Origin of the sequence: Sodalis sp. RH22, assembly GCF_047324165.1 — a bacterium.
Classification (GTDB): Bacteria; Pseudomonadota; Gammaproteobacteria; order Enterobacterales; family Enterobacteriaceae; genus Acerihabitans.
Window position 1 is genome coordinate 3,963,332 of record NZ_CP178731.1, and the last position, 22,860, is coordinate 3,986,191.

A 22,860-nucleotide genomic window follows, 5' to 3' on the forward strand; every position below is an offset into this window, starting at 1 on the left:
CCGCCGGAAGAAATCCGTGGCGATGTTTACCCGCGGATATTCTTCCCCTGGCGCTAATCAAACCAGGTGCTTTTATTGTTTTTTATAATCTCCAGGCTGGTTGCAATTTCTACTGGCACGATGCGGGTTAACGATAACGGCGGCAGGTCGAGGGGGTCGAAAAAATCAACGTCCAGCGAGTCCTCGCTTAAGCGGATTTCACCGCCCAATTCCCGGCAATGAAATATCAGCTTATAGACGTGCCAGGGATAAGGCGGATGGCCATGCTGATTACGGTCCCATACGCCCAGCAAGCACTCCACGCTGGCGGTAAGGCCGGTTTCTTCCTCGACCTCACGGCACACCGCGCCGGATGGGCTATCGCCGACATCGGCCCAGCCGCCGGGCAGGCTCCACAGCCGATCATCGGCCTCTTGCACCAGCAGTATTTTACCCTGGCGCAGAATTATCGCCCTGGTGTCGACCTTTGGCGTGGCATACCCTTCCTGTTGTTTGAACATGTCCAATACCGGCGGCTTATCTAACGCCAATACGTCGGCTGTCAGCTGCGCGGCGATATTCCGTAGCTCCAGGTAACGCTCGATATCATAACGATCTTTGGTATAGGTCAGCCCGGTTTGCGCCAAAGCCTGTAATTTTTGCGCCAGGGCGATGGCCGATAAGGAAGCGGGGTTGTCGTTTTCACTGTTTTTTGCCGTCATCATGTCCTCGCGGGAAAAATAATCGCTGAATTACCGTAACGCCGGTTTGCCCGCCAGGCAAATGGTTATTGCAACGCTAAAGCATGTGACGCGATCAGTTCCCTGAACCAGCGCTGGGCCGGGTGCTGATCGCTTTTCCGGTGCCAGATCAGGTGGAATTCTATCGGCGGCAATACCACCGGCGGCGCAAACAAGGCCAGTTCGTGCCGGACGGGCGAATTCAGCACGACCCGCCGCAGCAGGGTTGCCGTCAATGCGGTCCGCGCCACGACGCCGGGCACCGCGAACATCTGGGGCAGCGTCAGCGCCAGGATACGCTGTTTGCCCATCTGCGCCAGCGCCTGGTCCACCAGGCCGTGCCGGTCGTCCTCCGGGGACGCGAGGACATGGCGCAGGGCCAGGAAGCGCTCCAATGTCATCGCGTCTTCCACCGCCGCGCCGGCGCGGCGGGTAATGGTGACAAACTCGTCCCGCAGGATGGGCCGGGTCATTATCCGGGTCTCCGGGCGGGTGGGCATGACCCCGACCGCGACGTCGATAGTGCCCGCGTCCAGCAGATCGACGGCGCTATCCCGGCCGGTAAAGGCGCGCACGTTTAACGACACGCCCGGCGCCTGCTTTTCCAGCGCCGTGACCAGGGCCGCCAGCAGCACAAAGGCCGGATAGTCGGGCACCCCGAGGGTAAAGGCCAGCGACGCCTTCGCCGGCATGAACGCCGGTTTGGCCACCAGGGCCGCTTCTATCTGCCGCAGCGCCTGAGCGATGGGTTGCGCGATATCCCTGGCGCGCGGCGTGGGCAGCAGCCCCTCGGCGCTGCGCAGGAACAACGGATCGCCAAATAACGCGCGCAGACGCGACAGCGCCGCGCTCATCGCCGGCTGGCTTACCCCTACGCGCGCCGCCGCGCGGGTGACGTTCCGCTCGTCCATCAGCGCGTCAAAGGCGGCCAGCAAATTCAGATCGATACCGTGGAAATCCATAAATCAAATACTCATTCATATCTTATATCTGTTGGACAAATAATAGCGGATTCATCAGACTCCAACCTTATATTTCCACTTATCAGAAAGGAACGGCCGCAAATGACATCCTCCACCGCGCTCGCTGAAACAGAACAACTGCGTGTTGAACGGCAAACGGTCGACATGCTCTACCGTGCGTTTAACGACCAGAACCCGGATTTGCTGGATATCGCCGTCACCGCCGACTGGGACGATATTCCCCTGGCGCCCGGCCAGGGTCCCGGCCCCGATGGTCTTAAGCCGATTATCCGCGCCTTTATCGCGGCGATGCCCGACGTCAAAATCACTATCCTCGATGTCATCCAGACGGCCGGGCGCATGGGGGTGCGGGCGGAGATTACCGGCACCCATCTAGGGCCTTTGTTCGGCATTCCGGCGACGGGCAAACAGGTCGGTTTTGCTATCCATGAATTCCACGAATTCGAAGGGGCGCGCATTAAGAGGACCTGGCATCTTGAGGACTGGTTCGGTTTGTTTCAGCAGTTGGGCCGGTTTCCCACGCCTGAACAGCCGTAAGTCAGGCGACAATGCGCAAAACCGCGCGCCTGCGCTGATGTGACCGCCTAGGGGGCGTCATACCGGGTGGGCGCGCCGTCATGACGGCCTCTGCTTATTGACGGGCCGGTGATAATGCGGCTTTAATAAGCACTGGGAAATGGCCAGAAAGCAGAGGAAAACATGGAGCTATCCATCGCAGGGGCACAAGAACTGGACAGCGTGGCGGAACTGGTTAACCAGGCCTACAGAGGCCTCTCGGCGCCGGATTGGACCACTGAAGTCGGGCTGATCGACGGGCCGCGCACCAGCCGGCGCGACCTGGCCGACATGATAGAGAATGGCGCGTCGATCATTCTGCTGGCGGTGGAGCCCGCTCGCGGCGAATTATGCGGGTGCGTGGCGCTCACGCCCTTGGATCAAGGCGAATGGTATCTCTCGATGCTGGCCGTAAGCCCGCATGCGCAAAGCGCCGGTCTCGGCAAAAGCATCATGGCGGGCGCGGAGAAATTTGCCCGCGACGCGGGTGCCGGGAGCCTCAAGATTTCCGTTATCAATGTGCGGGATAAGCTGATTGCGTGGTACGAACGGCGCGGTTTTGCCAAAACCGGTGATACGGAGCCCTTTCCCTATAATGATCCCAACGTGGGCGTGCCTTTACGCGACGATCTGGCGCTTATCACGCTGACTAAATCATTGGCTGTTTAAGGTCCGGACGAAATCAGGGTTGCTCCAGCAACTGCTGAACCTTCATACCGATCTGCCGTATGGCCTGCTTTATCTCGTCTGAAAGCGGGCGCGCGTAATTTATCCGCAGGCAGTTGTCATATTTACCGGCGGCGGAAAACACCGCGCCGATGGCTATGGAAACCGCCTGGTCTGATAATGCCTGGTTCAGTCGCTGGGCATCGATACGGCGATCCAGCTCAATCCATAATAAAAAGCCCCCCTGCGGGCGGCTTACCCGCGTACCGCAGGGAAAATAATCCGTCACCCATCCGGTTATCACATCCCGATTATGCTGGTACTGGCCACGCATACGCCTGACATGCTTGAGGTAATGCCCCTGCCTGATAAAATCGGCGATGGCCAGCTGCGGCAGGCTGGCGGTGGGGCCGGTGCCGATATATTTCATATGGACGGCGCGGTTCATATAGCTGCCGGGGGCAAGCCAGCCGACCCTTAAGCCCGGCGCAAGGGTTTTGGAAAAGGAGCTGCATAACAGCACATTGCCGGAAAAATCCATTGACGTAATCGTGGCCGGCCGGGGATAGGGATAAGACAGCTCGCCGTAGACATCGTCTTCAACGATGGCCACATCATGTCCCTGAGCCAGCTCCAGCAGCGCCTTGCGGCGCGCGATCGGCATATGGCAGCCCAGCGGGTTTTGCCCCGTGGGCGTGACCAGGATGGCTTTTACCGGCCATTGCTCCAGCGCCAGTTCCAGCGCCTCGACGCTGATGCCCGTTACCGGGTCGGTGGGGATTTCCAGGATATGCATGCCCAGTCCGTGCAACAGTTGCAAACCGGCCGGGAAACAAGGTTTTTCCACCGCCACCAGATCCCCTGGCTTGCAGACGCAGCGAATCGCAATCGACAGCGCTTCCCGGCCGCCGTCGGTAATCAGGATGTTGCCGGCATCCATGCGGCTGCCGCCGTCAATCATCAGCCGGGCGATTTGCCCGCGCAGCTCAACGCTACCCCGGATATCCTCGTCATCGAACGTCCGCAGGTGTTGCCGCTGGCTCACATGGCTCAACGCCCGGGTTAACGGCTTGAGGCTACTGGCGGTAACGTCGGGCGCGGCGGTCCCAAAGGCCGTCTCGCCCGCCTGCGCCGGGCCGGCCATGCCAAGCACCAGGTCCCACTGCGGGATGGCCAGCGAGCATTGGGTCATATCACAACCGGCGGGCAGGCCGGGGCGCAGTTTGCGGTGAGCGACAAAATAGCCGGATTTAGCCCGTGCCTCGACCAGCTGTTGTTCTTCAAGCTCGCGGTAAGCCTGCTGTACGGTGGTGATGCTGACCCCGTGCTCTTTGCTGAGCACCCTGATAGAGGGCAGGCGAACACCGATGGGATATAAACCTTGTTCAATACGCTGGCCCAGCAGGGCAGCCAGATTGTGGTAGCGGGTCATAGCCATATGCGTGTCGTCAATTAACCCATGTTGGTAGCGGTCAGCCAGGAAAAGGATACAGATGGCCTCTATAAATAACATAATGTGTCATGGTGACGCCATCTGTCTATGACAAACCATTAATCGGTTGAATCTACTCGTTTTTAGGCAAAGGATTCATGCTGTTGCCATCAATTGCGGATGGACGACAGCCATGAAGAATCTTATTACGGCGGACCCTGATAACGCGCCTGAGCGCATCGCTTGCGGCAATACCGGCTGGTGGCGGCGGTTATATGGCCGGTATCAACAGTGGCGGCGACACTCCCGCAGCCGCAAGGCGCTGAGGTCGCTTAATGACGCGCAATTGCGGGACATCGGCCTTACCCGTGATGACCTGCCGTATAAAGATGAGCGCGGCCCGTCAGCGCAGTAGCCGGTATCCCGCCTGTTCAGCGGCGGCTGCCCGCCGCGCCAGCAACTGATAGTCGCGTGGGTCGGGGATCTTAAATCCTTGCAGCTGCAGGGCCGCCAGCAGCGCGGAGCCGTTACTGTCCTGGGCTAAGGCGATAAACGCGCGTTGCAGGGCGGCAAGCGCGGCCGGCGGCAGTGAAGCCGACGCCACCAGCAGGGGCATCGGAGCCGGCGCGGTGTGATCTATCACCCGTACTTTTTCTATCAGCGCCGGCTCGTCGCGCGCCAGCAGTTCATAGGCATAGCTGTCCACCGGGCCGATATCGGCGTCGCCGCCGGCGACGGCCTCCACGACCCGGCGCGGGGTCACCAGCGGGCCGGTGGTTTCGCGATACAATGTGGTTTGCCCGGGGCGCAGGAACGGCAGCAGGTGAAAGCGCAGGGCGCTGTAGCCGGAGTGCGATTCCGGGTTGGTAAACGCCAGGCGCCCGCCGAAGGTATCCCGCAATTGCCGGTAGGGCGCATCGCGGGCGACGATCAGGCGGCTGCGGTAGCTGCCGGGGCCATCGGGCAGCGAATGCAGCGGAACCGGCGCGGCAATGGCCACGACGGGAAACAGCCCGAGCGAAAACGGCAGGCCGCACATAAATACCCCGGCCAGATCCGGACGTTGCCATAGCGCTTCCAGCGGGGCAGGGGCCGGATAATCAATCACTTCCCCAGAGATGCCGGCGCGCCGGTAGACCGCCTGCAGCAGCGTTTTCCAGCCCGCCGCCGCCGCCGCGGTGACCGAATACATACGTCCGTTGGCGATCATGCGTAGCGTAACTCCTGTCCGATACCAAGCCTGCGCGCCTTTTCCAGCATCGCATGACCCAGGGCAATATCGCTGAGCGACAGACCGCGATGCCAGAACAGGATAGTTTCATCGTCGTTCTCGCGTCCGCTTTTAACACCGGCGACGATCTGGCCCAATTCGCCATGCAGCGTTTCCCCGCTAAGCTTGCCGGCTTCAACGTGCGCCCGCAGGGAGCCAAACATGCCGCCTTTGCACTGGCCCCAATCATCCACCACCAGTTTATCCATGATGTCGGTCAGCGACAGCTCAACCGCGCTCATCGTGCCGTAGGGCACGACCAATGCGCCGGGTTTGATCCAGGCGGTTTTCAGCATGGGCGCCGGCTTTTCCAGCCGTGACGCCTCGACCACGATATCCGCATTGCGCACACAGCTTTCCCAATCGGCGGTGACGATAATCTTTTTGCCCAAATCCTGTTCCAGGCGCTGCGCGAAGGCGTTGCGACTTTCCGGACGGCGGGAGTGAACGCGGATTTCATCGAAGTCATACAGACTGTCCAGCAGGCGTACATTCCAGTAAGCGGTGCCGCGCGCGCCGATATGCCCGAGTATTTTGCTGTTTTTACGCGCCAGATGGCGGGCGCCCAGCGCGGTAATCGCTCCGGTGCGCATATCGGTAATGGCCGATGCGTCCATGATGGCCACCGGCATGCCGGTGCGCGGGTTAAATAGATTGAGCATCGCCATCTCGGACGGCAGGCCCAGTTGGTAGTTATTCACGTAGTCGCCCACCACCTTCACGCCCGCCAGGTTAAGCGGCGCGATATAGCCGCGCAGTACGTTGAAATGGCCGTTAAACGCCGGATCGGGGATCAGGTGCATGCGGGGCTCGATGACCGTTTGGTTTTGCCCCTGCGCCAGCAGTCCGGCTTCGACGGCGGCGAGGATTTCGCTGTCGGTCATCGCCAGTTGCTGGATGTCCGGGCCATTGAGGTAACTGATATTAACGTGTGCAGTCATTTAATTCCCTTAGTCCGGCGCTCAGGCCGCAAGCAATGTTTGCTGATAATGAAAAAGCTGCTGACGGTTTAATTCCCCCAGCACCTGGTGTTGGTCATCGGTAATGCGCACGCCTGGCGCATCCTGGGCCAGCATCAGGGCCAGCACGTCTTTCAGGCTCGCCCGGGCGTTGACCGAGAGGGTATAGCCGCTTTGGGCGCCGGGCGTCATCGCATGACCGACCGGCGTCAGCGCCAGCAGTTTTAACGACGCGTCGCTGCCGATAAACGCGGCGACAAAGTCATCGGCCGGTTTGCTGAGGATAGCCGCGGGCGTGTCGTACTGACAGAGTTTACCGTCGCGCATAATGGCGATGCGATCGCCCATCTTGATGGCTTCGTCGAGATCGTGGGTCACAATTACCACGGTTTTCTTAACCCGCTGCAGGATTTGCTTAAATTCGTTTTGCAACCGGCCGCGTACCAGCGGATCGATGGCCCCGAAGGGCTCATCCATCAGCATGACCGGCGGGTCGGCCGCCAGCGCCCTGGCCACCCCGACGCGCTGGCGCTGTCCGCCCGACAGTTCCGCCGGATAGCGGCCGCGATCGACGGGATCGAGACCGACCAGATGCAGCAACTCATCGACACGCGCGTCGGTTTTGCGGCGATCCCAGCCCAGTAGACGCGGCACGGTGGCGATATTGTCCGCGATGTTCATATGCGGAAACAGGCCGACGTTCTGGATAACATACCCGATCTGGCGGCGCAGTTGCACGGGATCGACGGCGGTCACATCTTCGCCATTAACGAAGACGCGTCCCCGGGTGGCGTCCTCCAGCCGGTTAATCAGCCGCATGGTGGTGGTTTTTCCGCAGCCGGAGGGGCCAATCAGCGCGGTGGTGGAACCTTCCGGAATCTCAAGCGTCAGGTCAAATACCGCTTTTGCCGTTGTCCCGGGATAAATCTTGGTAATATTTTCCAGTCTGATCATGGGGTTTACCCTTTAGGGACGTGTTTGAACCCGATTTTTTCAACGGCGCCGAACAGCAGTTCGGCGCCGATGGCCAACAGGATGATGGGGATGGCGCCCACCAGCAGGCGCGACATATCCATAATGGCGATGCCGGTGGTGACAAAATCACCCAGCCCGCCGCCGCCGATAAAGGAGGCCAGCGCCGCGCCGCCGATCACCTGCACGGCGGCCGTACGCACGCCCGCCAGAATGCCGGGCGCCGCCAGCGGCAGAATGACCCGGCGCGTTGTTTGCGCGCGCGTCAGCCCCATTCCCTTGGCGGCGGAGAGCGTGTCGTTATCCACCGCCTGAATGCTGGTGCAGGTATTCAGCAGGATCGGCGGCAGGGCGAGAATCACCAGCGCCACCACCGACGGCAGCAGCCCGATGCCCAAAAACGGCAGCGCCGCCGCCAGGATCGCCAGGCTGGGAATGGTTCTCAGGGTGCTGGCGATATTGGTGGCGATAAACGTGGCGCGTGGCGAGGCCGCCACTTTCACCCCAATCGGAATAGCCAGCAGCAGCGAAAACAACAGCGCCAGCCCGCACATCACCAGGTGTTGGCGCAGGGCGTCGAGGAACTGATCCGGATTAGCCGCAATCCAGCGCCACGCATCCAAAAAAATCATGCGTTTGCCTCCACGCGAACGACGGCATGGACGCGTCGCGCCAGGCGCCGTTGCAGCAGCAGGAACAGCGCGTCGACACCGATGGCCAGCAAAGAGGTCAGGCCGCCGCCCACCAGGATTTTTTCCGGATAACGCTGGTCCAGCCCGGCGAAAATAATGGTGCCCAGACCGCCCGCGTTAATATAGGCGGCCACCGTGGCGATGCCGATAAGAGTGGTGGTGGCGATGCGCAGCCCGGTGATAATAAACGGCAGCGCCAGCGGCAGCTCAATCTCCCACAGCATGCGCCAGTAGCCATAACCCATACCGCGCGCCGCATTCAGCACGTCGGGCGCAATGGCGTGAAAGCCGGTAGCGATATTACGCACCATGATCATCAGCGCGTAGGCGGTGAGGCCGACAATCGCCGGCAGCAGGCCAATTCCCAGCCATGGAATAAACAGCGCGAACAGCGCCAGGCTGGGAATGGAAAACAGCATGCCGGTGAAGGTCAGCACCAGCGCATAGGTTTTGGGCCGGCGGGCGCTCCAGATGCCTAATATCATGGCGATGATGAAGGCGCCGCTTATCGATATGCCCACCAGGTAAAGATGTTGCCATAAGGCCAGGCCGATATCATCAAGGTGTTTGGGAGCCCAACGCATGGCACTCAGTCTCCAGAAGCTGTTCGCCGGCGTTCAGCCAGCCGGGGGCGGTAATGGCCTTAGCCAGATTTTCAATATCGCGGGCGGTGGAGCGATCCTGAACCAATACGGCGACCCGTCCGCGCACGCGGGCATAAACGGCCGCGCTGCCCTGGCCAAGCCGCGCCTGTGGGTCCTGGCGCAAATCGACGGCCTGCGCCGCCACCATCAATTCAATGGCTACCAGATAGCGCAGGCTTTCCACCAGGCGCGCCGTTTTACTGATGACGGCCATGGCCTGCGAGGCGTAGTCCTCCACCCGATCGGCCACCGGTATGGTGATAGCGGACAGCGGATTGGCCTGATGCACAATATCGCCGGTCAGCGCGGAAATGGTTTTTTGCAGCGTGGCAAACCCCGTCTGCCCGCGGTGCGGCGTCAGGAAGCGCGGCAGCCCGCTGGCCCCCTCGGACATCAGTTTCATCATGCGTTCAGCGGCGCAGCTGGCCTGGCGCGCCAGCGCCAAACCCAGGGCTTCAAATGCCAGCGCCAAATGCGTGGCGTCAAAATTGGCGTTGGCCAACACCATCCCGGCCTCGGCTATCAGGGCCGGATTATCATCAGCGCTGTTCAGCTCAAGTTCAGTCGCCTGCCGGGCCAGGTTGAAGGCCTGATAGACGCTTGCCAGCACCGACGCCGCGCAACGGAAGCTCAGCGGGTCTTGCAGCAGACGCGCGCCGCCGGGCTGGCATAAAACACCGCCGGCCAGCAGCGACAGCAGATGGGACGCGCATTCCGCTCCTCCCGGCAGCCGGCGGATACGGCTGGCCCATGACGACAGCGGGGAGATGTTGGCGCGGAACGCTTCGAACGACAGGGCAATGGCGCCGGCCTGGACGTTAACCAGTTGGGCAATATCGGCCAGCAGCAAGGCGGCCAGGCCGACGCTTGCCGCATTGGAGGAAACCAGCGCCAGTCCATCCTTGCCGGTCAGAGCCGGCAGGGTGAAACCCAGGGTGCGCGCCAGCGCGCGGATATCGGTGACCTGTCCCCGGTATTCCGCCTCTCCGTCGCCCGCCAGCGCGCAGCCGATATGCGCCAGCGGCGCCAGATCGGCTTCGCCGATCGAACCCAGCAATGGCACCTGCGGATGCACGCCAAGATTTAATAAATTAAGTAAGGCCTGCGCGCTCGGCAATGAGATGCCGGAATACCCTTCGGCAATGCCGGCAAGCCGCGCCAGCATCATTGCCCTGACCTGTACGCTATCGGCAAGCGGGCCGACGCCTACCGCGCGCGCCAGTGGAATACGCTGCTGGATGGCGTGCAGGCGCGCGCTATCCCGGCGCCCGTCGGCGCCATTGAGCACCGCGGTATCCACGCCGGCGCCCAGGCCGGTGGTCACGCCGTAGATCCGATCGCCGGCGTCTATGCGCTGGTAAAGAAAAGAAAAGCCGTTTTTTATGCGCTCAAGCGCCGCCGGACTAAACGCCACCGGCTGATTTTCCCGCGCTATGCGCGCAAGCGTTGCCACGGTTAAAGCACTGTCGCCACCGAGATGAAACGTCATGATCACTTTTGCCCGGTTGTCAGGGTTTCACAATGCCTTTTTCACGCAGAAACGCTTGCGCGACGTCGGCCGGTTCTTCTTTGTCTTTTTCCACCGCGGCGTTAAGTTTTTGCATGGTGGCGTTATCAAGCAGCGCGCTGACCTTATTAAGCGCCGCTTCCGCGTTGGGATAGGCCTTTAGCGCCTGGTCGCGGACCACCGGGGCGACGAAATACGGTGGGAAGAGATGCTTATCGTCCGCAAGCGAGACATATTGTCCGTCGGCGATTTGCCAGTCGGTGGCGAAACCGTTGGCGACATCGATCTGTCCGGCGGCCAGTGCATCATAGCGCAGGCCGACTTTAGCGAACTGGCGGAAGGATTTGAATTTAATGCCGTAAACCTGCTCCAGTCCTTTCAGGCCGTCCTGGCGATCGCCGAACTCCGCCCCCGCGCCGATGGTCAGTTGCGGCGCCACCTTGGCGAGATCGGAGAGGGTTTTTAAGCGATATTTATCGGCGGTGGCTTTACTGACCAGCAGAGCATAGCCATTGTTCAGCCTGGCCGGGGCCAGCCAGGTAAGCTGATATCTCTCGGCGTAGGCGGTTTTGACCTGCTGGTAGACTTTGTCCGGGTCGGATGACAATTCACCTTTCACCACCGCGCTCAGGGCGGTACCGGTGTATTCGGGATACATATCGATATCGCCTTTTACCAGCGCCGCCTGCGCTATCAGCGTGCCGCCCAGGTTAATTTTGCGTTCAACCGGAATGCCCGCCTGCTCCAATGCCGAGGCATAGATTTCCGCCAGAATATACTGTTCGGTAAAGCTCTTGCTGCCGACGATAAAATCCGCTGCCTGGGCCGCTGACGCTAAGGCGCTTAATCCGGCAATGAAAAATACCATCTGCTTAAGGGGGGTTATGCGCATTTTTTTCCAGAGTAGAATGAGTTGTGTGAATAGACAGGTATATACAATTTCTATGCCAACAATATAAAACATCAATACTCATTGGCTTAGGCCCATCAGCCGCTATTGTCGCGGAGTAAACACGCGCAATTGCACCAGCATATGAGAACGGCCCTTCGAAAGTAGCGCATAAACACCGCGCGGGTGAAATTCGTTTTCGCCATAAGTTATAGCGTTAGTAGCAAAGACAGATCGGATCGGTCGGGATGACCAGCCGCAAGAAAATCAGTCCAGGGGAGGGATAACGCCCTCGGCCAGCGTCTTGAGCAGGCGCGCGCGGCGGCGCTCGAGGTCGGCTATCTGGCGCTCGATGGAATCCAGGCGCTTGCGCTGGACCTCGGTGGTCTGGGGGCAGGCGCTCGCCCCTTCGATCATCCGCATGCAGTCGGGGAACGCGCGGATCTCCGCCAGGCTAAAGCCGGTGGCGATCATGCGCTGGATCTGCCTGACCTGAGCCACCGCCGCCGGGGGAAATGACCGGTAGCCGTTACAGGTGCGGATGGACGTGAGCAACCCCTGCTCATCGTAGTGGCGGATAGAGCGGACGCTGGCGCCGGTTGCGCGCGCGAGCTGGCCAACGGTCAGCGAGTCTGGCGTAATCGTTTTATTCATGGCAACAGCATAGCACATTTTTACCTTGACCCTGACATCAGTGTGAGGGTTGAGTCTGTGGGCTCTTGTCCAACCGAAGAGCATTGCTTATGTCCACATTTACGTTTAGCCGCATCTTGTCCGCGCTGGTGGTGACCGCCACGCTGTTCACTTTTTCCCCGGCAGCGCTTGCCGACACGAAAAACTACACTATTACCGCGCCGGACGGCGTAAAAATAGCCGTCCAGGAAGCGGGCAATCCCGACGGCGCCGCCATTATTTTTATCCACGGCCTGCTTGGCAGCCATCTTAACTGGGAGGGGCAAATCAACAGCCCGCAGCTTGCGCGCTATCGTCTGATTACCTACGATATGCGCGGCCACGGCCTGTCCGGTAAGCCCACCGACGCCGCGTCTTACACCGACGGACGGCGCTGGGCGGAAGATCTCGCCGCGGTCATCAAAACGTCGCATGCGCGAAAACCGGTGCTGGTGGGGTGGTCGCTGGGCGGGGTCGTTATCTCCAATTATCTGGAAGAGTACGGCGATAGTCCTATCGCCGGCGCGGTTTATGTTGACGGCGTGATTGAACTTAAGCCCGATCAGCTACCGCCGCATCCTGCGGTCTATCGCGATTTGAATGCGCCTGATTTAAAGACCCACCTCGACGCCGTGCGTGATTTCCTCAGCCTGTGCTTCTATACCCAGCCGGACGCGGCCACTTTCGGGCGTCTATACGCCAATGCCGCCATGGCCTCATGGGATATGCAGCGAGCCGTGATGTCGATAACGGTCGATGCGGCCAGGGCCCTGGGCAAGGTCCGGGTGCCGGTGCTGCTGATTTATGGCGCCCGGGACGCGCTAGTGCGGCCAACGACGACCATGGCCCGCGCGCAGGCGCTGAATCCGGCGATACAAAAGAAGCTTTACGCCAATTCGGGCCATGCGCCTTTTATCGAGGAGCCGGAGCGCTTTAACCGCGATCTGTCCGCCTTTACCGATAAGACGTTGCCGCGCTAAGCCCGTTTGACGGGATGGCCGCATGAACAACGCGCGGGTGATTACGTTCTGCCATGCCGCGGGGCTAAAATGCCCGGCGGCATGTATTAGTTTCTGGCTCAGCGGCAAGTATCTTCGTTATTTACCAGCGGGTAACGGCGCTGGCCGGGGACGTCTGACGCCATCATTGCGACCGGCGGTAATATTATAAAAATGCGTTATGCCACCCGGATAAACGATAAAAAAAGCTTATAAATAAAATGATCAATGGAATATTAATAACAAGGTTATTTATTTAACTCTCTCTGCCATTGGAATATTAAGAATAATTACTCTTATTCCGTACCGCGATCACAATTTAATTTTACTCGAGATGAATTCTATTTTTTAATAGAGATTATTTACAAACGGAGAGCTGACGCAATTTTTGCCAGGTTAAACAGGCTTATACTGACCGAAATCTGATAATAATGATCTGTGCGGGGAGTTAACCATGCTTACCTTTGCGCTGCGTAATAGCCTGTGGCTGCTGGTTTATCTGTTCTTTATTTCGGCTCCGCTGTTTGTCCTGCTGTTAGGCTCGCTGCCGCCCGCGCGTGATTTCTGGACCGAGTTATCCATGGCCCTGGGATATTCGGGATTAGCGATCATGGGGCTGCAATTCGGCCTGACGGCGCGCTTTCGCTGGGTAACCAAACCCTGGGGCGAGGATGTTATCTATCATTTCCACCGGCGCATCTCGTTAATCGCCCTTGGCCTGGTGCTGGCCCATCCGCTGATTTTGTTTATTATCCGCCCGGAGCTGCTTGCGCTGCTTAATTTTTTCGCGGCCCCCTGGCGCGCTAGGCTGGCGGCGATATCCACCTATTCGCTGATTGCCCTGATCGTCATGGCGCTATGGCGGGTGAAACTCAGGCTCAGCTATGAGGTGTGGCACCTCACCCATATCATCCTGGCTGTGGCGGCCGTGGCGGCGGGACTTTTGCATATGGCCGCATGGGGCTTTTATCTTAATGACCCGGTAAAAAAAGCGTTGTGGTGCGGGCTGATGCTGTTCTGGCTGGCGTTGCTGCTGTATGTCCGCCTGGTAAAACCTCTTTTTATGCTACGCCGGCCCTACCGGGTAACGCAGGTGAAAGCCGAACGCGGCGCCACCACCACCTTGGTGATGATGCCGGAGGGACATAAGGGGTTTGGTTTTACGCCGGGCCAGTTCGGCTGGCTGACGCTGTGGAAGGGTCCGTTTAATATTACTGGTCATCCCTTCTCGTTCTCCTCCAGCGCGGAGGCGGAAGGCGGACGCGTAGAGATGTCGATCCGCAACTTGGGCGATTTCACCGCTAAAATCGCCCGGGTTACCGCCGGACAACGGGTGTATCTCGACGGTCCGTACGGAGCATTCACCATCGGCAACCCGGCCGACATGCATGTGCTGATTGCCGGGGGCGTGGGTATTACCCCCATGATGAGCATGTTGCGCACCCTGGCCGATCGTGGCGATAAACGCCCGGTGGTACTGATATACGGCAGCAAGGACTGGGAATCCATTACTTTTCGCGAGGAGCTGGACGCCTTGCGGGCACGGCTTGATCTGACGCTGGTGCATGTTCTGTCCCGCCCCCATGAGGGCTGGACGGGAGAGACCGGCTTCATTAACGCCGCCTTGTTCAGGCGCCACCTGCCGCCGCCGTATAATTTGCATGAATACTTTATTTGCGGGCCGAACGTGATGATGGATGCCATTGAACACGCCCTGGCCGAGATGGATGTGCCGATGGCCAAATACCATACCGAACGCTATAACTTCGCTTGAGGAGCACAGGCTATGCAACGACGTGTCGCCGAACGGCTGGCTTTGATCAGCGGGCTTATTATCGTGATGCTGGCGCTACTGTTCGCCTGTTTACGGGTCTATGGATGATTGCCCGGCACGCCCCTTTTACAGTGACGGCCGGGACGAAAAGATCCGGTTAATCCTGTGTTTGGTATGCCAGCCCGGCGCCGATGGCCGGGCCTTTGGACTTAGGCCGCGTTAGCCGTGGTTCTTAACCGGGCAAACACCCATTTTTCAATTTCAACAATAATGAATATACCGATGCTGACCAGCAGGGTAACGCCCCAGTAAAAAGCCGGCAGCGGCTCGGTGCCGAACGCCCGATTCATAAACGGCAGGTAGATAATGGCCAGTTGCAGCACTATCAGCACGCCGGTGACCAGCCATAATCCCCGGTTGAGGAATATTTCCCGGTTCAATGGGAAGCGGTCCATTACCCGGCAATTGAACATATAAATCCATTGCGCGGTGACCAGCGTCTGCATGACCAGCGTGCGGATAAATTCGCCGCTGTAGCCGCGCGGCAGCAGCAATGATTCCAGCCAAAAGGCGCTGCAGGCGATAAGCGTGCCGACAAAAGCGATACGCCAGATGGCATGTCCGTCCAGCACATGCCGGGCGGGATCGCGCGGCGGGCGCAGCATCACGCCTTTTTCCGCCGGTTCAAAGGCCAGGCCGAACGACAGCGTGGTGGACGTGGCCATATTCACCCACAATATTTGCAGGGCGGTCAGGGGGATCACCGCGCCGGCCAGGATGGCGAAGATAATCAACAGCCCTTGCGCCAGGTTGGTGGGCAAAATAAACAGGATGGTTTTTTTCAGGTTGTCGTAAACGCGTCGCCCTTCTTTAACCGCGTTGGCGATAGTGGCGAAATTATCATCGGTTAATACCATGTCCGCCGCTTCCTTGGTGACCTCGGTACCCTTAATTCCCATGGCGATACCCACATCGGCCTGTTTCAGCGCCGGTGCATCGTTAACGCCGTCGCCGGTCATGCCGACCACCCCGCCTTTGTCCTGCAGCGCTTTGACCAACCGCAGCTTATGCTCCGGGCTGGTGCGGGCAAAAATATCATAATGCACCGCGGCGCCGGCCAGCTGGTTGTCATCCATATGCTCCAGCTGGCTGCCGGTAATGGATTCAACCCCATTGCCGATCCCAAGCATGGCGCCGATGGCCATGGCGGTTTCCTGATGGTCGCCGGTAATCATTTTCACGCGAATGCCGGCACGCTGGCACAGGGCGATGGCTTCGATGGCCTCGGGACGCGGCGGATCCATCATGCCGGCGATGCCGGCAAATACCATGCCCCGCTGGATATCCGCATGCTCCAGGCCCGTCTCTCCTGGTATGGGGTGTTTAAAGGCGGCGGCCACCATCCGCAATCCCTGCCTGGCATAGCGCGCCATTTCCTCTTCCCAGAAATCACGGCGAAACGGGCGTAATCCCTCTTGCGCCAGTTCCTGGTGACAGAAGGTAAACAGCACGTCCGGCGCGCCGGTAAGGAAAACCAGGGTCTCATCGCCGATCTGATGGCGGGTCGCCATATATTTATACGCGGAGTCAAAGGGGATTTTATCCAGCAGGCTGACCTCGCCAAGCCGCAGGCCGGACTTAGCGGCCAGTACCTTCAGCGCGCCCTCCGTCGGCCCGCCGGTAATGCCCCACAGGCCCCGTTCGTCCTGCCGGATTTGGCTGTCATTACACAATTCCACCGCGGTAATAAAGCGCGCCAGGGCGGCATCCTCGCTCAGTGCCACCGCCTGCTCGCTTTCCTGCGGGTAAATTTTACCCACCGGCTCATAACTTTCCCCGGCCACCCGATAGCTGCGATCCGCCACCACCACCGCTTTTACCGTCATTTCATTCATCGTCAGCGTGCCGGTTTTATCGGAGCAGACCACGGTCATGGCTCCCAGGGTTTCCACCGTCGGCAGCTTGCGGATAATCGCCCGCGCCCGCGCCATGGACTGTACGCCCAGCGACAGGATAATGGAGATGATCGCCGGCAATCCTTCGGGCACCGCGGCGACGGCAAGGCTTATCAGCGCCAGCAGCAAGTCGGTGAACGGCATATCGCGCAGGAAAAAAGCGAAGATAAACAGCAGCCCCATCATCACCAGGATCAGCATGAAAATGCCTTTGCCCAGGCGATCCATTTGCGTCAACAGCGGTGTGCGGTGCGGATCGATGGCGGCCATCATCTGGTTAATATGGCCTAACTCGGTATCGCCGCCGCTGGCTATCACCACGCCTTTGGCCGTGCCCGCGCTGATGGTGGTGCCGGAAAACAGCAAATTAACGCGATCGCCAATCGTCACCTCCCGATCAATCGCGCCGATATGTTTGGCCACCACTGTCGATTCACCGGTTAGAATGGCCTCTTCCACCAGCAGGTTATGGGCCTCCAATAACCGCAGGTCGGCCGGGATTTTGTCGCCCGGGCGCAGGGCGACGATATCGCCGGGCACCAAATCCCGGGCTGCAATGGTTTGGGTAATCCCCGCGCGAATCACCACCGCCGTGCTGGACAGCATGCCCTGAATGCTTTTCAGCGATTTTTCAGCGTTGCTTTCCTGCACAAAACCAATCAGCGCATTAATCACCGCCACCGCCAGGATAATGACCATATCGACCCATTGCGCCATAATCCCTTTTAATACCGCCGCAATCAGCAGTATATAAATCAGCACATCATTAAAGTGCGCCAGGAATTGTAATAACGGATGCCGGGTTTTGCGCGCGGGCAGTTCATTGGCGCCATGGCGGCGCAGGCGTTCGGCGGCCTCATGCGCGCTTAATCCGGCATCGGTGGTGTCAAGCTGGCGCAACGTTTCCTTCGTATCCAGCCTGTACCAGGCTTGGTCCGGGTTCGTTGGTGAAACAGATGGTTTTACCGGTGCGGTAGCCATGTAATGACCTCCAAAGGGCAAACAAATAATAGATTATGTTTACAAGACAATGACGCGTTGTTTTATTCCGCAGCGAAATAACATTGACCCGCCGCGTGGCCACACCCGGCCGACGGCGGCGTTTGGGTAGTAAAAAGGCGATGAAAAGTAACCTAATAATAACAGCCTCATGCCGTTATCAATGAGAGATCGGTCAGCTTATTAACAGGAGTGTAATAATTAATTGGCCGGATATTTTTCGGTGAGCCTGGTTGAACGGGGACGGTGCTTGCCGGTAAAAGCACAATTAATATTAAATGGGCGGCTGTTTATTAAATAAATTTATTCTTTAGTCTCTTAAATATCAATTTTTATTAATTAATGGTCTGACTTATTATGTCGCTATATAGAGTTACTGTTGCTACTCGCGAATAAAATCAATAAAGGCGCGCAGCGGCGCCGGCACCAGCCGCCGGTCCGGGTAATACAGATAAGGACCGGAGAAATCCGTCCACCAGGATTCCAGTATCGGCTCCAGCGCGCCGCTGGCGAGATGGGGACGCAGCCACTCTTCGAACAGCTGGATCACCCCGATGCCCGCCACCGCCGCTTCCACCGCCAGATCCACCGCCGCCCCTACGCTTACGATAAGCGGTCCCGAGGGCTGCACCCTGACCCTTTCGCCATCTTTGGCAAATTCCCATTCCGGCATGATGCCGCTGGCATATTTACCGCGCAGGCACGCGTGGCGCAGCAGGTCCCGGGGATGCGCCGGCCGGCCCCGGCGGTCAAGGTAGCCGGGCGCCGCGGCGACGGCAAAACGCTGTCGCCTGGGGCCGATGGGGACGGCAATCATATCCTGCTCCAGCTTTTCGTCGTAGCGTATGCCCGCGTCGCAGCCGGCGGAAAAGATATCCACCACATTGCTGTCTGCCATTATTTCGAGCTGTATTTCAGGATATCGGGCCAGAAACGCCGGGATGATGCCGGGTAAGACCAAACGCACCGCGCTGACGGGCACATTCAACCGCAGGGTGCCGCTGGGGGTATCGCGAAAGGCGTTGACGGCATCAAGCGCCGATTCCACTTCGTTCATTGCCGGCAGCAACCGATCCAATAACATCTTTCCGGCGGCGGTCAGCGCCACGGAACGGGTGGTGCGATTAAACAACCGCACGCCGAGCTGCTGCTCGGCGCGGCGCACGGCATCGCTCAGGCGCGAGGGATTGCTGTTGATGGCCCGGGCCGCTTCCCGGAAACCGCCGGCTTTGGCCACTGCCATTACCGCGTTCAGCAGCCCAAGATCGATTTGCATTGTCCAGAATCCCGCACAGCCCGTCTCTATTTAACCCTATAGTCGCACAGGATCGCAGCGCCTACAATGGTGGATATATTGCACAGGAGAGCCACTATGACAAACAACAACACCGCCGCCGGCACTTATCAACTCGGCCACCGCCAGGTCAACCGTATCGGCTATGGGGCCATGCAACTGGCGGGGCCGGGCGTATTCGGCCCACCCAAGGATCCCGCCATGTGCCTGCGTGTGCTGCAAGACGCGGTGGCCGCCGGCGTCAACCATATTGATACCTCCGATTTTTATGGGCCGCACATCACCAACCGGCTGATCAAAGACGCACTCCACCCCTATGCCGCCGATCTGTGTATTGTTACCAAGGTAGGCGCGCGCCGGGATGACAAGGGGGGGTGGCATCCGGCCTCTTCAAAGGAAGAGCTCACTCAAGCGGTCGAAGATAACCTGCGTCATCTGGGGCTGGATGTGATCGAGGTGGTGAACCTGCGCAGTATGCTGGATATTCAGCATCCGGTGGAGGGCTCCCTGGAAGCGCCGCTTACCGCGCTGGCCGAGTTAAAGCAGCGCGGCCTGATTCGCCATATCGGCCTGAGTAACGTCACGCCAACGCAGATAGACGATGCCCGGAAGATCACCCCCATCGCCTGTGTGCAGAATTTCTATAATCTCGCTAATCGCCAGGACGACGCCCTCATTGATACGCTTGCCGCCCAGGGTATTCCCCTGGTGCCGTTTTTCCCGCTGGGCGGATTTTCGCCGCTGCAATCCGGGGCGCTCAATGATGTCGCGCGCCGGCTGAATGCCACCCCCATGCAGGTGGCTTTGGCCTGGCTGTTGCAGCGCTCGCCGAATATTTTGCTGATCCCCGGCACGTCGTCGCCGGCGCATCTGCGGGAAAATCTGGCGGCGGCCGAAGTGCGGCTATCGGCGGAAGATGTCGCGTTGCTGGAGCAGTAGGGCGGTCGGCGGCTAAACGCGTCTTGTGCTTAGCTTGCTACTGGATAGGTCGTGGGGCGTTTTCACATTATTGAGCCACCATGATAAGTTGTATCAAGAGGCAGCGGCAGACTGCTGGCGGCATGTTCCCAGGGCGGAAATGTCGCTTTTATGCCCCGGCGTCCGCCAGGGCATCAAGCTCCGCGTCGCCCAGGCCGGTAACCTGTGATACCGTGGCCCGCTCCAGGCCCATGGCCAGCATGTTACGGGCGATTTCTTTATCTCGCTCGCTGCGTCCTTCATTTCGTCCTTCCTGTCGTCCTTTCAATACCCAGTGCTCTGCGATGGTCATCATCTCCTCCTTGTAGCGTGGCGTATCTCTTCCCAGATTACGGAAAAAAATCTCCGGGTCAAGGCTATTTGCTTCTTGCGCCAGGTAGTGCATCAGGCATACCACCAGCTCTTTGCCGGGAGGCGCCAACTCCAGCAATAAGGCGATATCCCGCAGCCGAAGGTTAATATCCCTGTCCCGGATATGCTTTTGTACATACTCCAGCAACGCCGCTTTACGGTGGGTTTTGATTTCATCGTCGGGGATAACCGTCACATCCACCAGGGGAAACGGCTGACAATACAGCGCCTGCGCCAACGCCGGGTCGTGAAAGCCGTCCAGCCAGCGGGTGCTGTAGGGATAGGGGCTGCGGGTCCCGTGGTAGAACAACAGCGGTATCACCAGCGGCAGCGTGTTATTGCCCTGGGCAAGGTGGCGGTGCATCGCCGCCACGCTATAGCGCAGAAGGCGAAACGCCATCATCTCATCGGCGCTGGACTGATGCTCAATCAGGCAATAGATATACCCCGCTCCCGCCGTGGTACGCAGGCTGTAAAGGATATCGCAGCACTGTGTGCTCATGTCGTCCTCGATAAAGGTGCCGGAGGTGATGGCCAGCGTCCCTAAGTCGCACATTTCCCGCAGCGCCGGGGGCAAATGTATGTGCAGGAAATCGGTTACGACGCCGATATCGCTAAAAAATTGCCTGAATAACGAATCATGGGGTGTGGGGAATGTTTTCATCGGCGTACTGTAGCGGCGTTATGGTATACAGGATATAAACGCCATTGCGGGGGGAGGGAGGCCGATATCAATTTGGGGGGAGGTGCGCATTTTAATGAAACGTCTATGCACGCGCCCCTTTATGTTTGATAATTATTTTTTAAATTAATGCGATAATGCCATTATTTAATAGCTGACTTTCGCTGTTCGATCGGCTTTTTGTGATTTTCGTGGATTTTCTCTTTCTTCATCGATAACACCGACAGTGTTATTCCGCTCGTGTTTTGCCGCGCCGCTCAAGGCGAAGAGTATTATTCATTCTAGCCACATCGGAATAATGGACACAGCGAGCAGAATGCCCAATAAAGCGTTGAGCGCATGCCATTGCGTATCTGTCCGAAGCAGGCGGGCGAGTAGCAAGCCGGCGATGCACCAAAGGGACAGGGAAAGGATCGCCGCCAGCCCGAACGAACCTCCGAGGGTGAGGGCGAGATGAATTGGCCCGGCCGCCAGCGAGGCGAAGGAGGCGGCGGCGCCTAAGGTCATCGCCCAGCCTTTCGGGTTGTGCCAGACCAGCCAGACCGCGCCGAAGAATCCCGTGGGCCTGGCAATGTTCGAATGCAGGTGTGGCGGGCCGCTGCGCGCCATTTTCCATGCGAGCCATAACAGGTAAAGGGTGCCGACGAGCTTCATGGCAAGCTGGAGAGATGGAAACGCCAAAATAACGCTTCCTAGTCCGGCAGCGGCACCGGCGGCCATGGCGGCAAGACCCACCGCGATTCCGCACATCAATGGCAAGGAGCGGCGATAGCCAAAATGGGCGCCGGACGCGGTAGCTAACGTCGTGGCGCCGCCCGGCGTTATCGTCGAGACCATGACAAACAGAACCAATGGCAAAAACTCAGCGATGGACATGCAATTCTCCCCACGCATCTCAAACGTATTGGGGAACTCTATCGCGGCGCCATGCATAATTGAATCTCATATTGTGCATGGCATGCATTACAAGTCATAATGCATGCCATGGCTCGCAATCTCGATATCGTTCTACTTCGCACCTTCGTCGCCGTCGCCGATCACGCCAGCATGACAGCGGCCGGTAATGCTTTGCATCTTACGCAGAGCGCGGTCAGCCAGCAGATTGCCCGGCTGGAGGACTTATCCGGCGCATTATTTATACGTCAGAACAGAGCTCTTCGCCTGACCTCAAACGGAGAGCGGTTCCTGGCAAAGGCAAGGCGCCTTATCACTTTGAATGACGAGCTGTGGGCCGAGATGGCGGAAGGACCCATAGATGGCCTCGTCCGCCTTGGCGCGCCTTATGATCTGGTCGGAACCTGGCTACCTCCGATCCTGAAGGCTTTTTCGCAAGCGTATCCGCAGGTGGATATCAAACTTGTTTGTCTTGCTTCCCCTGAACTGTTGACCGCCATTACTGATGGCGCAATAGATCTCGCCCTGATCGAGGAGCCGGTCGGGACGTCGGGGGGAGAATGCCTGGCGGTGGATCGTCTGGTCTGGGTCGGCGCGAAGGGCGGCGCGGCGTATCTGAAGAACCCGCTTCCGGTTTCCATGGTCGCGGAAACCTGCGCTTTTCGCCCCGTTGTTTTGCAGGCGCTCAGCGCATGCGATCTTGCCTGGCGAACGATGTTCGAGAGCGGCAGCATTGATGCGACACGGGCCACGGTTCAGGCTGATTTGGCGGTAACGGTGTGGCTGGCCTCGACCGTTCCGAACGATCTCAGCATCCTGCCCTTTGGCGAGAACCTGCCCAAACTTCCCCCGTTCGCCATCAATCTTTACCACGCGAAAGGACAGCTTCCACGTGCAGTGAGCGAACTCGCGCAGCAAATACGCCATAGCGTGGGCGTCCCCTCTTACAGAAGCTAAAAATGTATATGCAATTGA

Annotated in this window: 22 protein-coding genes; 7 read left to right on the forward strand and 15 right to left on the reverse strand. The window is 58.9% G+C overall.

Annotation, left to right across the window (positions count from 1 at the left end; translation table 11 throughout):
• Positions 1-53: 53 nt before the first annotated feature.
• Together ACL2XN_RS18005 and ACL2XN_RS18010 are read right to left on the reverse strand one after the other, a co-directional pair.
• Complete coding sequence (locus tag ACL2XN_RS18005) at positions 54-704, reverse strand: NUDIX hydrolase (protein ID WP_413729195.1); 651 nt, start codon at positions 702-704, stop codon at positions 54-56.
• Positions 705-766: 62 nt separating this feature from the next.
• Positions 767-1,681, reverse strand: coding sequence for a LysR family transcriptional regulator (locus ACL2XN_RS18010; protein WP_413729196.1), 915 nt, complete (start codon positions 1,679-1,681; stop codon positions 767-769).
• 102 nt (positions 1,682-1,783) lie between these two features.
• On the opposite strand from ACL2XN_RS18010, the gene ACL2XN_RS18015 reads away from it, so the two are divergent.
• Positions 1,784-2,239: an ester cyclase gene (locus ACL2XN_RS18015; RefSeq protein ID WP_410012910.1), complete on the forward strand. Its 456-nt coding sequence runs from the start codon at positions 1,784-1,786 to the stop codon at positions 2,237-2,239.
• A 162-nt stretch (positions 2,240-2,401) separates the two neighbouring features.
• The gene (locus tag ACL2XN_RS18020; RefSeq protein ID WP_410012911.1) at positions 2,402-2,926 is read left to right on the forward strand and encodes a GNAT family N-acetyltransferase; all 525 of its coding nucleotides are present in this window, start codon (positions 2,402-2,404) and stop codon (positions 2,924-2,926) included.
• A 13-nt stretch (positions 2,927-2,939) separates the two neighbouring features.
• Here ACL2XN_RS18020 and ACL2XN_RS18025 read toward each other — a convergent pair whose 3' ends face one another.
• Positions 2,940-4,355, reverse strand: coding sequence for a PLP-dependent aminotransferase family protein (locus ACL2XN_RS18025; RefSeq protein WP_413723518.1), 1,416 nt, complete (start codon positions 4,353-4,355; stop codon positions 2,940-2,942).
• Between the two features lie 193 nt (positions 4,356-4,548).
• Here ACL2XN_RS18025 and ACL2XN_RS18030 point away from each other — a divergent pair, with 193 nt between their 5' ends.
• Positions 4,549-4,770, forward strand: a complete 222-nt coding sequence (locus ACL2XN_RS18030; protein WP_410012912.1) for a DUF1127 domain-containing protein — start codon at positions 4,549-4,551, stop codon at positions 4,768-4,770.
• Here the strand turns inward: ACL2XN_RS18030 and ACL2XN_RS18035 are convergent.
• The 8 genes from ACL2XN_RS18035 to ACL2XN_RS18070 form a co-directional block, all read right to left on the reverse strand.
• Positions 4,759-5,565 carry a phosphate/phosphite/phosphonate ABC transporter substrate-binding protein gene (locus ACL2XN_RS18035; protein WP_410012913.1) on the reverse strand — a complete coding sequence of 269 codons (807 nt, stop codon included), beginning with the start codon at positions 5,563-5,565 and terminating at the stop codon, positions 4,759-4,761. The genes ACL2XN_RS18030 and ACL2XN_RS18035 overlap by 12 nt on opposite strands.
• Positions 5,562-6,566, reverse strand: a complete 1,005-nt coding sequence (locus ACL2XN_RS18040; protein ID WP_410012914.1) for an ornithine cyclodeaminase family protein — start codon at positions 6,564-6,566, stop codon at positions 5,562-5,564. The genes ACL2XN_RS18035 and ACL2XN_RS18040 overlap by 4 nt, the downstream gene beginning before the upstream one ends.
• Before the next feature lie 21 nt (positions 6,567-6,587).
• Complete coding sequence (locus tag ACL2XN_RS18045) at positions 6,588-7,538, reverse strand: ABC transporter ATP-binding protein (RefSeq protein WP_410012915.1); 951 nt, start codon at positions 7,536-7,538, stop codon at positions 6,588-6,590.
• Between the two features lie 5 nt (positions 7,539-7,543).
• Entirely contained in the window at positions 7,544-8,188 is a 645-nt protein-coding gene (locus tag ACL2XN_RS18050; protein ID WP_410012916.1) for an ABC transporter permease, read from the reverse strand.
• Positions 8,185-8,832: an ABC transporter permease gene (locus ACL2XN_RS18055; RefSeq protein WP_410012917.1), complete on the reverse strand. Its 648-nt coding sequence runs from the start codon at positions 8,830-8,832 to the stop codon at positions 8,185-8,187. Before ACL2XN_RS18055 ends, ACL2XN_RS18050 begins: the two co-directional genes overlap by 4 nt.
• Positions 8,807-10,381 carry an HAL/PAL/TAL family ammonia-lyase gene (locus ACL2XN_RS18060; protein ID WP_413729197.1) on the reverse strand — a complete coding sequence of 525 codons (1,575 nt, stop codon included), beginning with the start codon at positions 10,379-10,381 and terminating at the stop codon, positions 8,807-8,809. The genes ACL2XN_RS18055 and ACL2XN_RS18060 overlap by 26 nt, the downstream gene beginning before the upstream one ends.
• A 19-nt stretch (positions 10,382-10,400) precedes the next feature.
• Positions 10,401-11,291 (reverse strand): glycine betaine ABC transporter substrate-binding protein, encoded by an 891-nt coding sequence (locus ACL2XN_RS18065; protein ID WP_410012919.1) that lies wholly within the window; start codon positions 11,289-11,291, stop codon positions 10,401-10,403.
• Positions 11,292-11,555: 264 nt separating this feature from the next.
• Positions 11,556-11,942: a MerR family transcriptional regulator gene (locus tag ACL2XN_RS18070; protein WP_413729198.1), complete on the reverse strand. Its 387-nt coding sequence runs from the start codon at positions 11,940-11,942 to the stop codon at positions 11,556-11,558.
• 89 nt (positions 11,943-12,031) lie between these two features.
• On the opposite strand from ACL2XN_RS18070, the gene ACL2XN_RS18075 reads away from it, so the two are divergent.
• Positions 12,032-12,940, forward strand: a complete 909-nt coding sequence (locus tag ACL2XN_RS18075) for an alpha/beta fold hydrolase (protein WP_410012921.1) — start codon at positions 12,032-12,034, stop codon at positions 12,938-12,940.
• A 472-nt stretch (positions 12,941-13,412) separates the two neighbouring features.
• Positions 13,413-14,732, forward strand: coding sequence for a ferric reductase-like transmembrane domain-containing protein (locus ACL2XN_RS18080; RefSeq protein WP_413729200.1), 1,320 nt, complete (start codon positions 13,413-13,415; stop codon positions 14,730-14,732).
• Between the two features lie 209 nt (positions 14,733-14,941).
• On the opposite strand, the gene ACL2XN_RS18085 is transcribed toward ACL2XN_RS18080, so the two are convergent.
• Both ACL2XN_RS18085 and ACL2XN_RS18090 read right to left on the reverse strand, forming a co-directional pair.
• A complete protein-coding gene (locus ACL2XN_RS18085; protein ID WP_413729201.1) occupies positions 14,942-17,668 on the reverse strand; it encodes a cation-transporting P-type ATPase in 2,727 nt (908 codons plus the stop codon).
• Positions 17,669-18,068: 400 nt separating this feature from the next.
• Positions 18,069-18,962, reverse strand: a complete 894-nt coding sequence (locus tag ACL2XN_RS18090) for a LysR family transcriptional regulator (protein ID WP_413721718.1) — start codon at positions 18,960-18,962, stop codon at positions 18,069-18,071.
• Positions 18,963-19,058: 96 nt separating this feature from the next.
• Between ACL2XN_RS18090 and ACL2XN_RS18095 the strand changes: the two genes are divergently transcribed.
• The gene (locus ACL2XN_RS18095) at positions 19,059-19,919 is read left to right on the forward strand and encodes an aldo/keto reductase family oxidoreductase (protein WP_410012925.1); all 861 of its coding nucleotides are present in this window, start codon (positions 19,059-19,061) and stop codon (positions 19,917-19,919) included.
• 148 nt (positions 19,920-20,067) lie between these two features.
• On the opposite strand, the gene ACL2XN_RS18100 is transcribed toward ACL2XN_RS18095, so the two are convergent.
• Positions 20,068-20,973, reverse strand: a complete 906-nt coding sequence (locus ACL2XN_RS18100; RefSeq protein ID WP_413729202.1) for an Rpn family recombination-promoting nuclease/putative transposase — start codon at positions 20,971-20,973, stop codon at positions 20,068-20,070.
• A gap of 294 nt (positions 20,974-21,267) precedes the next feature.
• The gene (locus ACL2XN_RS18105) at positions 21,268-21,867 is read right to left on the reverse strand and encodes a LysE family translocator (protein WP_410012928.1); all 600 of its coding nucleotides are present in this window, start codon (positions 21,865-21,867) and stop codon (positions 21,268-21,270) included.
• Positions 21,868-21,975: 108 nt separating this feature from the next.
• Between ACL2XN_RS18105 and ACL2XN_RS18110 the strand changes: the two genes are divergently transcribed.
• Positions 21,976-22,842 carry a LysR substrate-binding domain-containing protein gene (locus ACL2XN_RS18110; protein ID WP_410012929.1) on the forward strand — a complete coding sequence of 289 codons (867 nt, stop codon included), beginning with the start codon at positions 21,976-21,978 and terminating at the stop codon, positions 22,840-22,842.
• Positions 22,843-22,860 lie beyond the last annotated feature (18 nt).

Bases quoted from the DNA above. Each gene is read 5' to 3' on its own strand.
- ACL2XN_RS18005 (WP_413729195.1), bottom strand. From the start codon at position 704: ATGATGACGGCAAAAAACAGTGAAAACGACAACCCCGCTTCCTTATCG.
- ACL2XN_RS18010 (WP_413729196.1), bottom strand. From the start codon at position 1,681: ATGGATTTCCACGGTATCGATCTGAATTTGCTGGCCGCCTTTGACGCG.
- ACL2XN_RS18015 (WP_410012910.1), top strand. From the start codon at position 1,784: ATGACATCCTCCACCGCGCTCGCTGAAACAGAACAACTGCGTGTTGAA.
- ACL2XN_RS18020 (WP_410012911.1), top strand. From the start codon at position 2,402: ATGGAGCTATCCATCGCAGGGGCACAAGAACTGGACAGCGTGGCGGAA.
- ACL2XN_RS18025 (WP_413723518.1), bottom strand. From the start codon at position 4,355: ATGACCCGCTACCACAATCTGGCTGCCCTGCTGGGCCAGCGTATTGAA.
- ACL2XN_RS18030 (WP_410012912.1), top strand. From the start codon at position 4,549: ATGAAGAATCTTATTACGGCGGACCCTGATAACGCGCCTGAGCGCATC.
- ACL2XN_RS18035 (WP_410012913.1), bottom strand. From the start codon at position 5,565: ATGATCGCCAACGGACGTATGTATTCGGTCACCGCGGCGGCGGCGGCG.
- ACL2XN_RS18040 (WP_410012914.1), bottom strand. From the start codon at position 6,566: ATGACTGCACACGTTAATATCAGTTACCTCAATGGCCCGGACATCCAG.
- ACL2XN_RS18045 (WP_410012915.1), bottom strand. From the start codon at position 7,538: ATGATCAGACTGGAAAATATTACCAAGATTTATCCCGGGACAACGGCA.
- ACL2XN_RS18050 (WP_410012916.1), bottom strand. From the start codon at position 8,188: ATGATTTTTTTGGATGCGTGGCGCTGGATTGCGGCTAATCCGGATCAG.
- ACL2XN_RS18055 (WP_410012917.1), bottom strand. From the start codon at position 8,832: ATGCGTTGGGCTCCCAAACACCTTGATGATATCGGCCTGGCCTTATGG.
- ACL2XN_RS18060 (WP_413729197.1), bottom strand. From the start codon at position 10,381: ATGACGTTTCATCTCGGTGGCGACAGTGCTTTAACCGTGGCAACGCTT.
- ACL2XN_RS18065 (WP_410012919.1), bottom strand. From the start codon at position 11,291: ATGCGCATAACCCCCCTTAAGCAGATGGTATTTTTCATTGCCGGATTA.
- ACL2XN_RS18070 (WP_413729198.1), bottom strand. From the start codon at position 11,942: ATGAATAAAACGATTACGCCAGACTCGCTGACCGTTGGCCAGCTCGCG.
- ACL2XN_RS18075 (WP_410012921.1), top strand. From the start codon at position 12,032: ATGTCCACATTTACGTTTAGCCGCATCTTGTCCGCGCTGGTGGTGACC.
- ACL2XN_RS18080 (WP_413729200.1), top strand. From the start codon at position 13,413: ATGCTTACCTTTGCGCTGCGTAATAGCCTGTGGCTGCTGGTTTATCTG.
- ACL2XN_RS18085 (WP_413729201.1), bottom strand. From the start codon at position 17,668: ATGGCTACCGCACCGGTAAAACCATCTGTTTCACCAACGAACCCGGAC.
- ACL2XN_RS18090 (WP_413721718.1), bottom strand. From the start codon at position 18,962: ATGCAAATCGATCTTGGGCTGCTGAACGCGGTAATGGCAGTGGCCAAA.
- ACL2XN_RS18095 (WP_410012925.1), top strand. From the start codon at position 19,059: ATGACAAACAACAACACCGCCGCCGGCACTTATCAACTCGGCCACCGC.
- ACL2XN_RS18100 (WP_413729202.1), bottom strand. From the start codon at position 20,973: ATGAAAACATTCCCCACACCCCATGATTCGTTATTCAGGCAATTTTTT.
- ACL2XN_RS18105 (WP_410012928.1), bottom strand. From the start codon at position 21,867: ATGTCCATCGCTGAGTTTTTGCCATTGGTTCTGTTTGTCATGGTCTCG.
- ACL2XN_RS18110 (WP_410012929.1), top strand. From the start codon at position 21,976: ATGGCTCGCAATCTCGATATCGTTCTACTTCGCACCTTCGTCGCCGTC.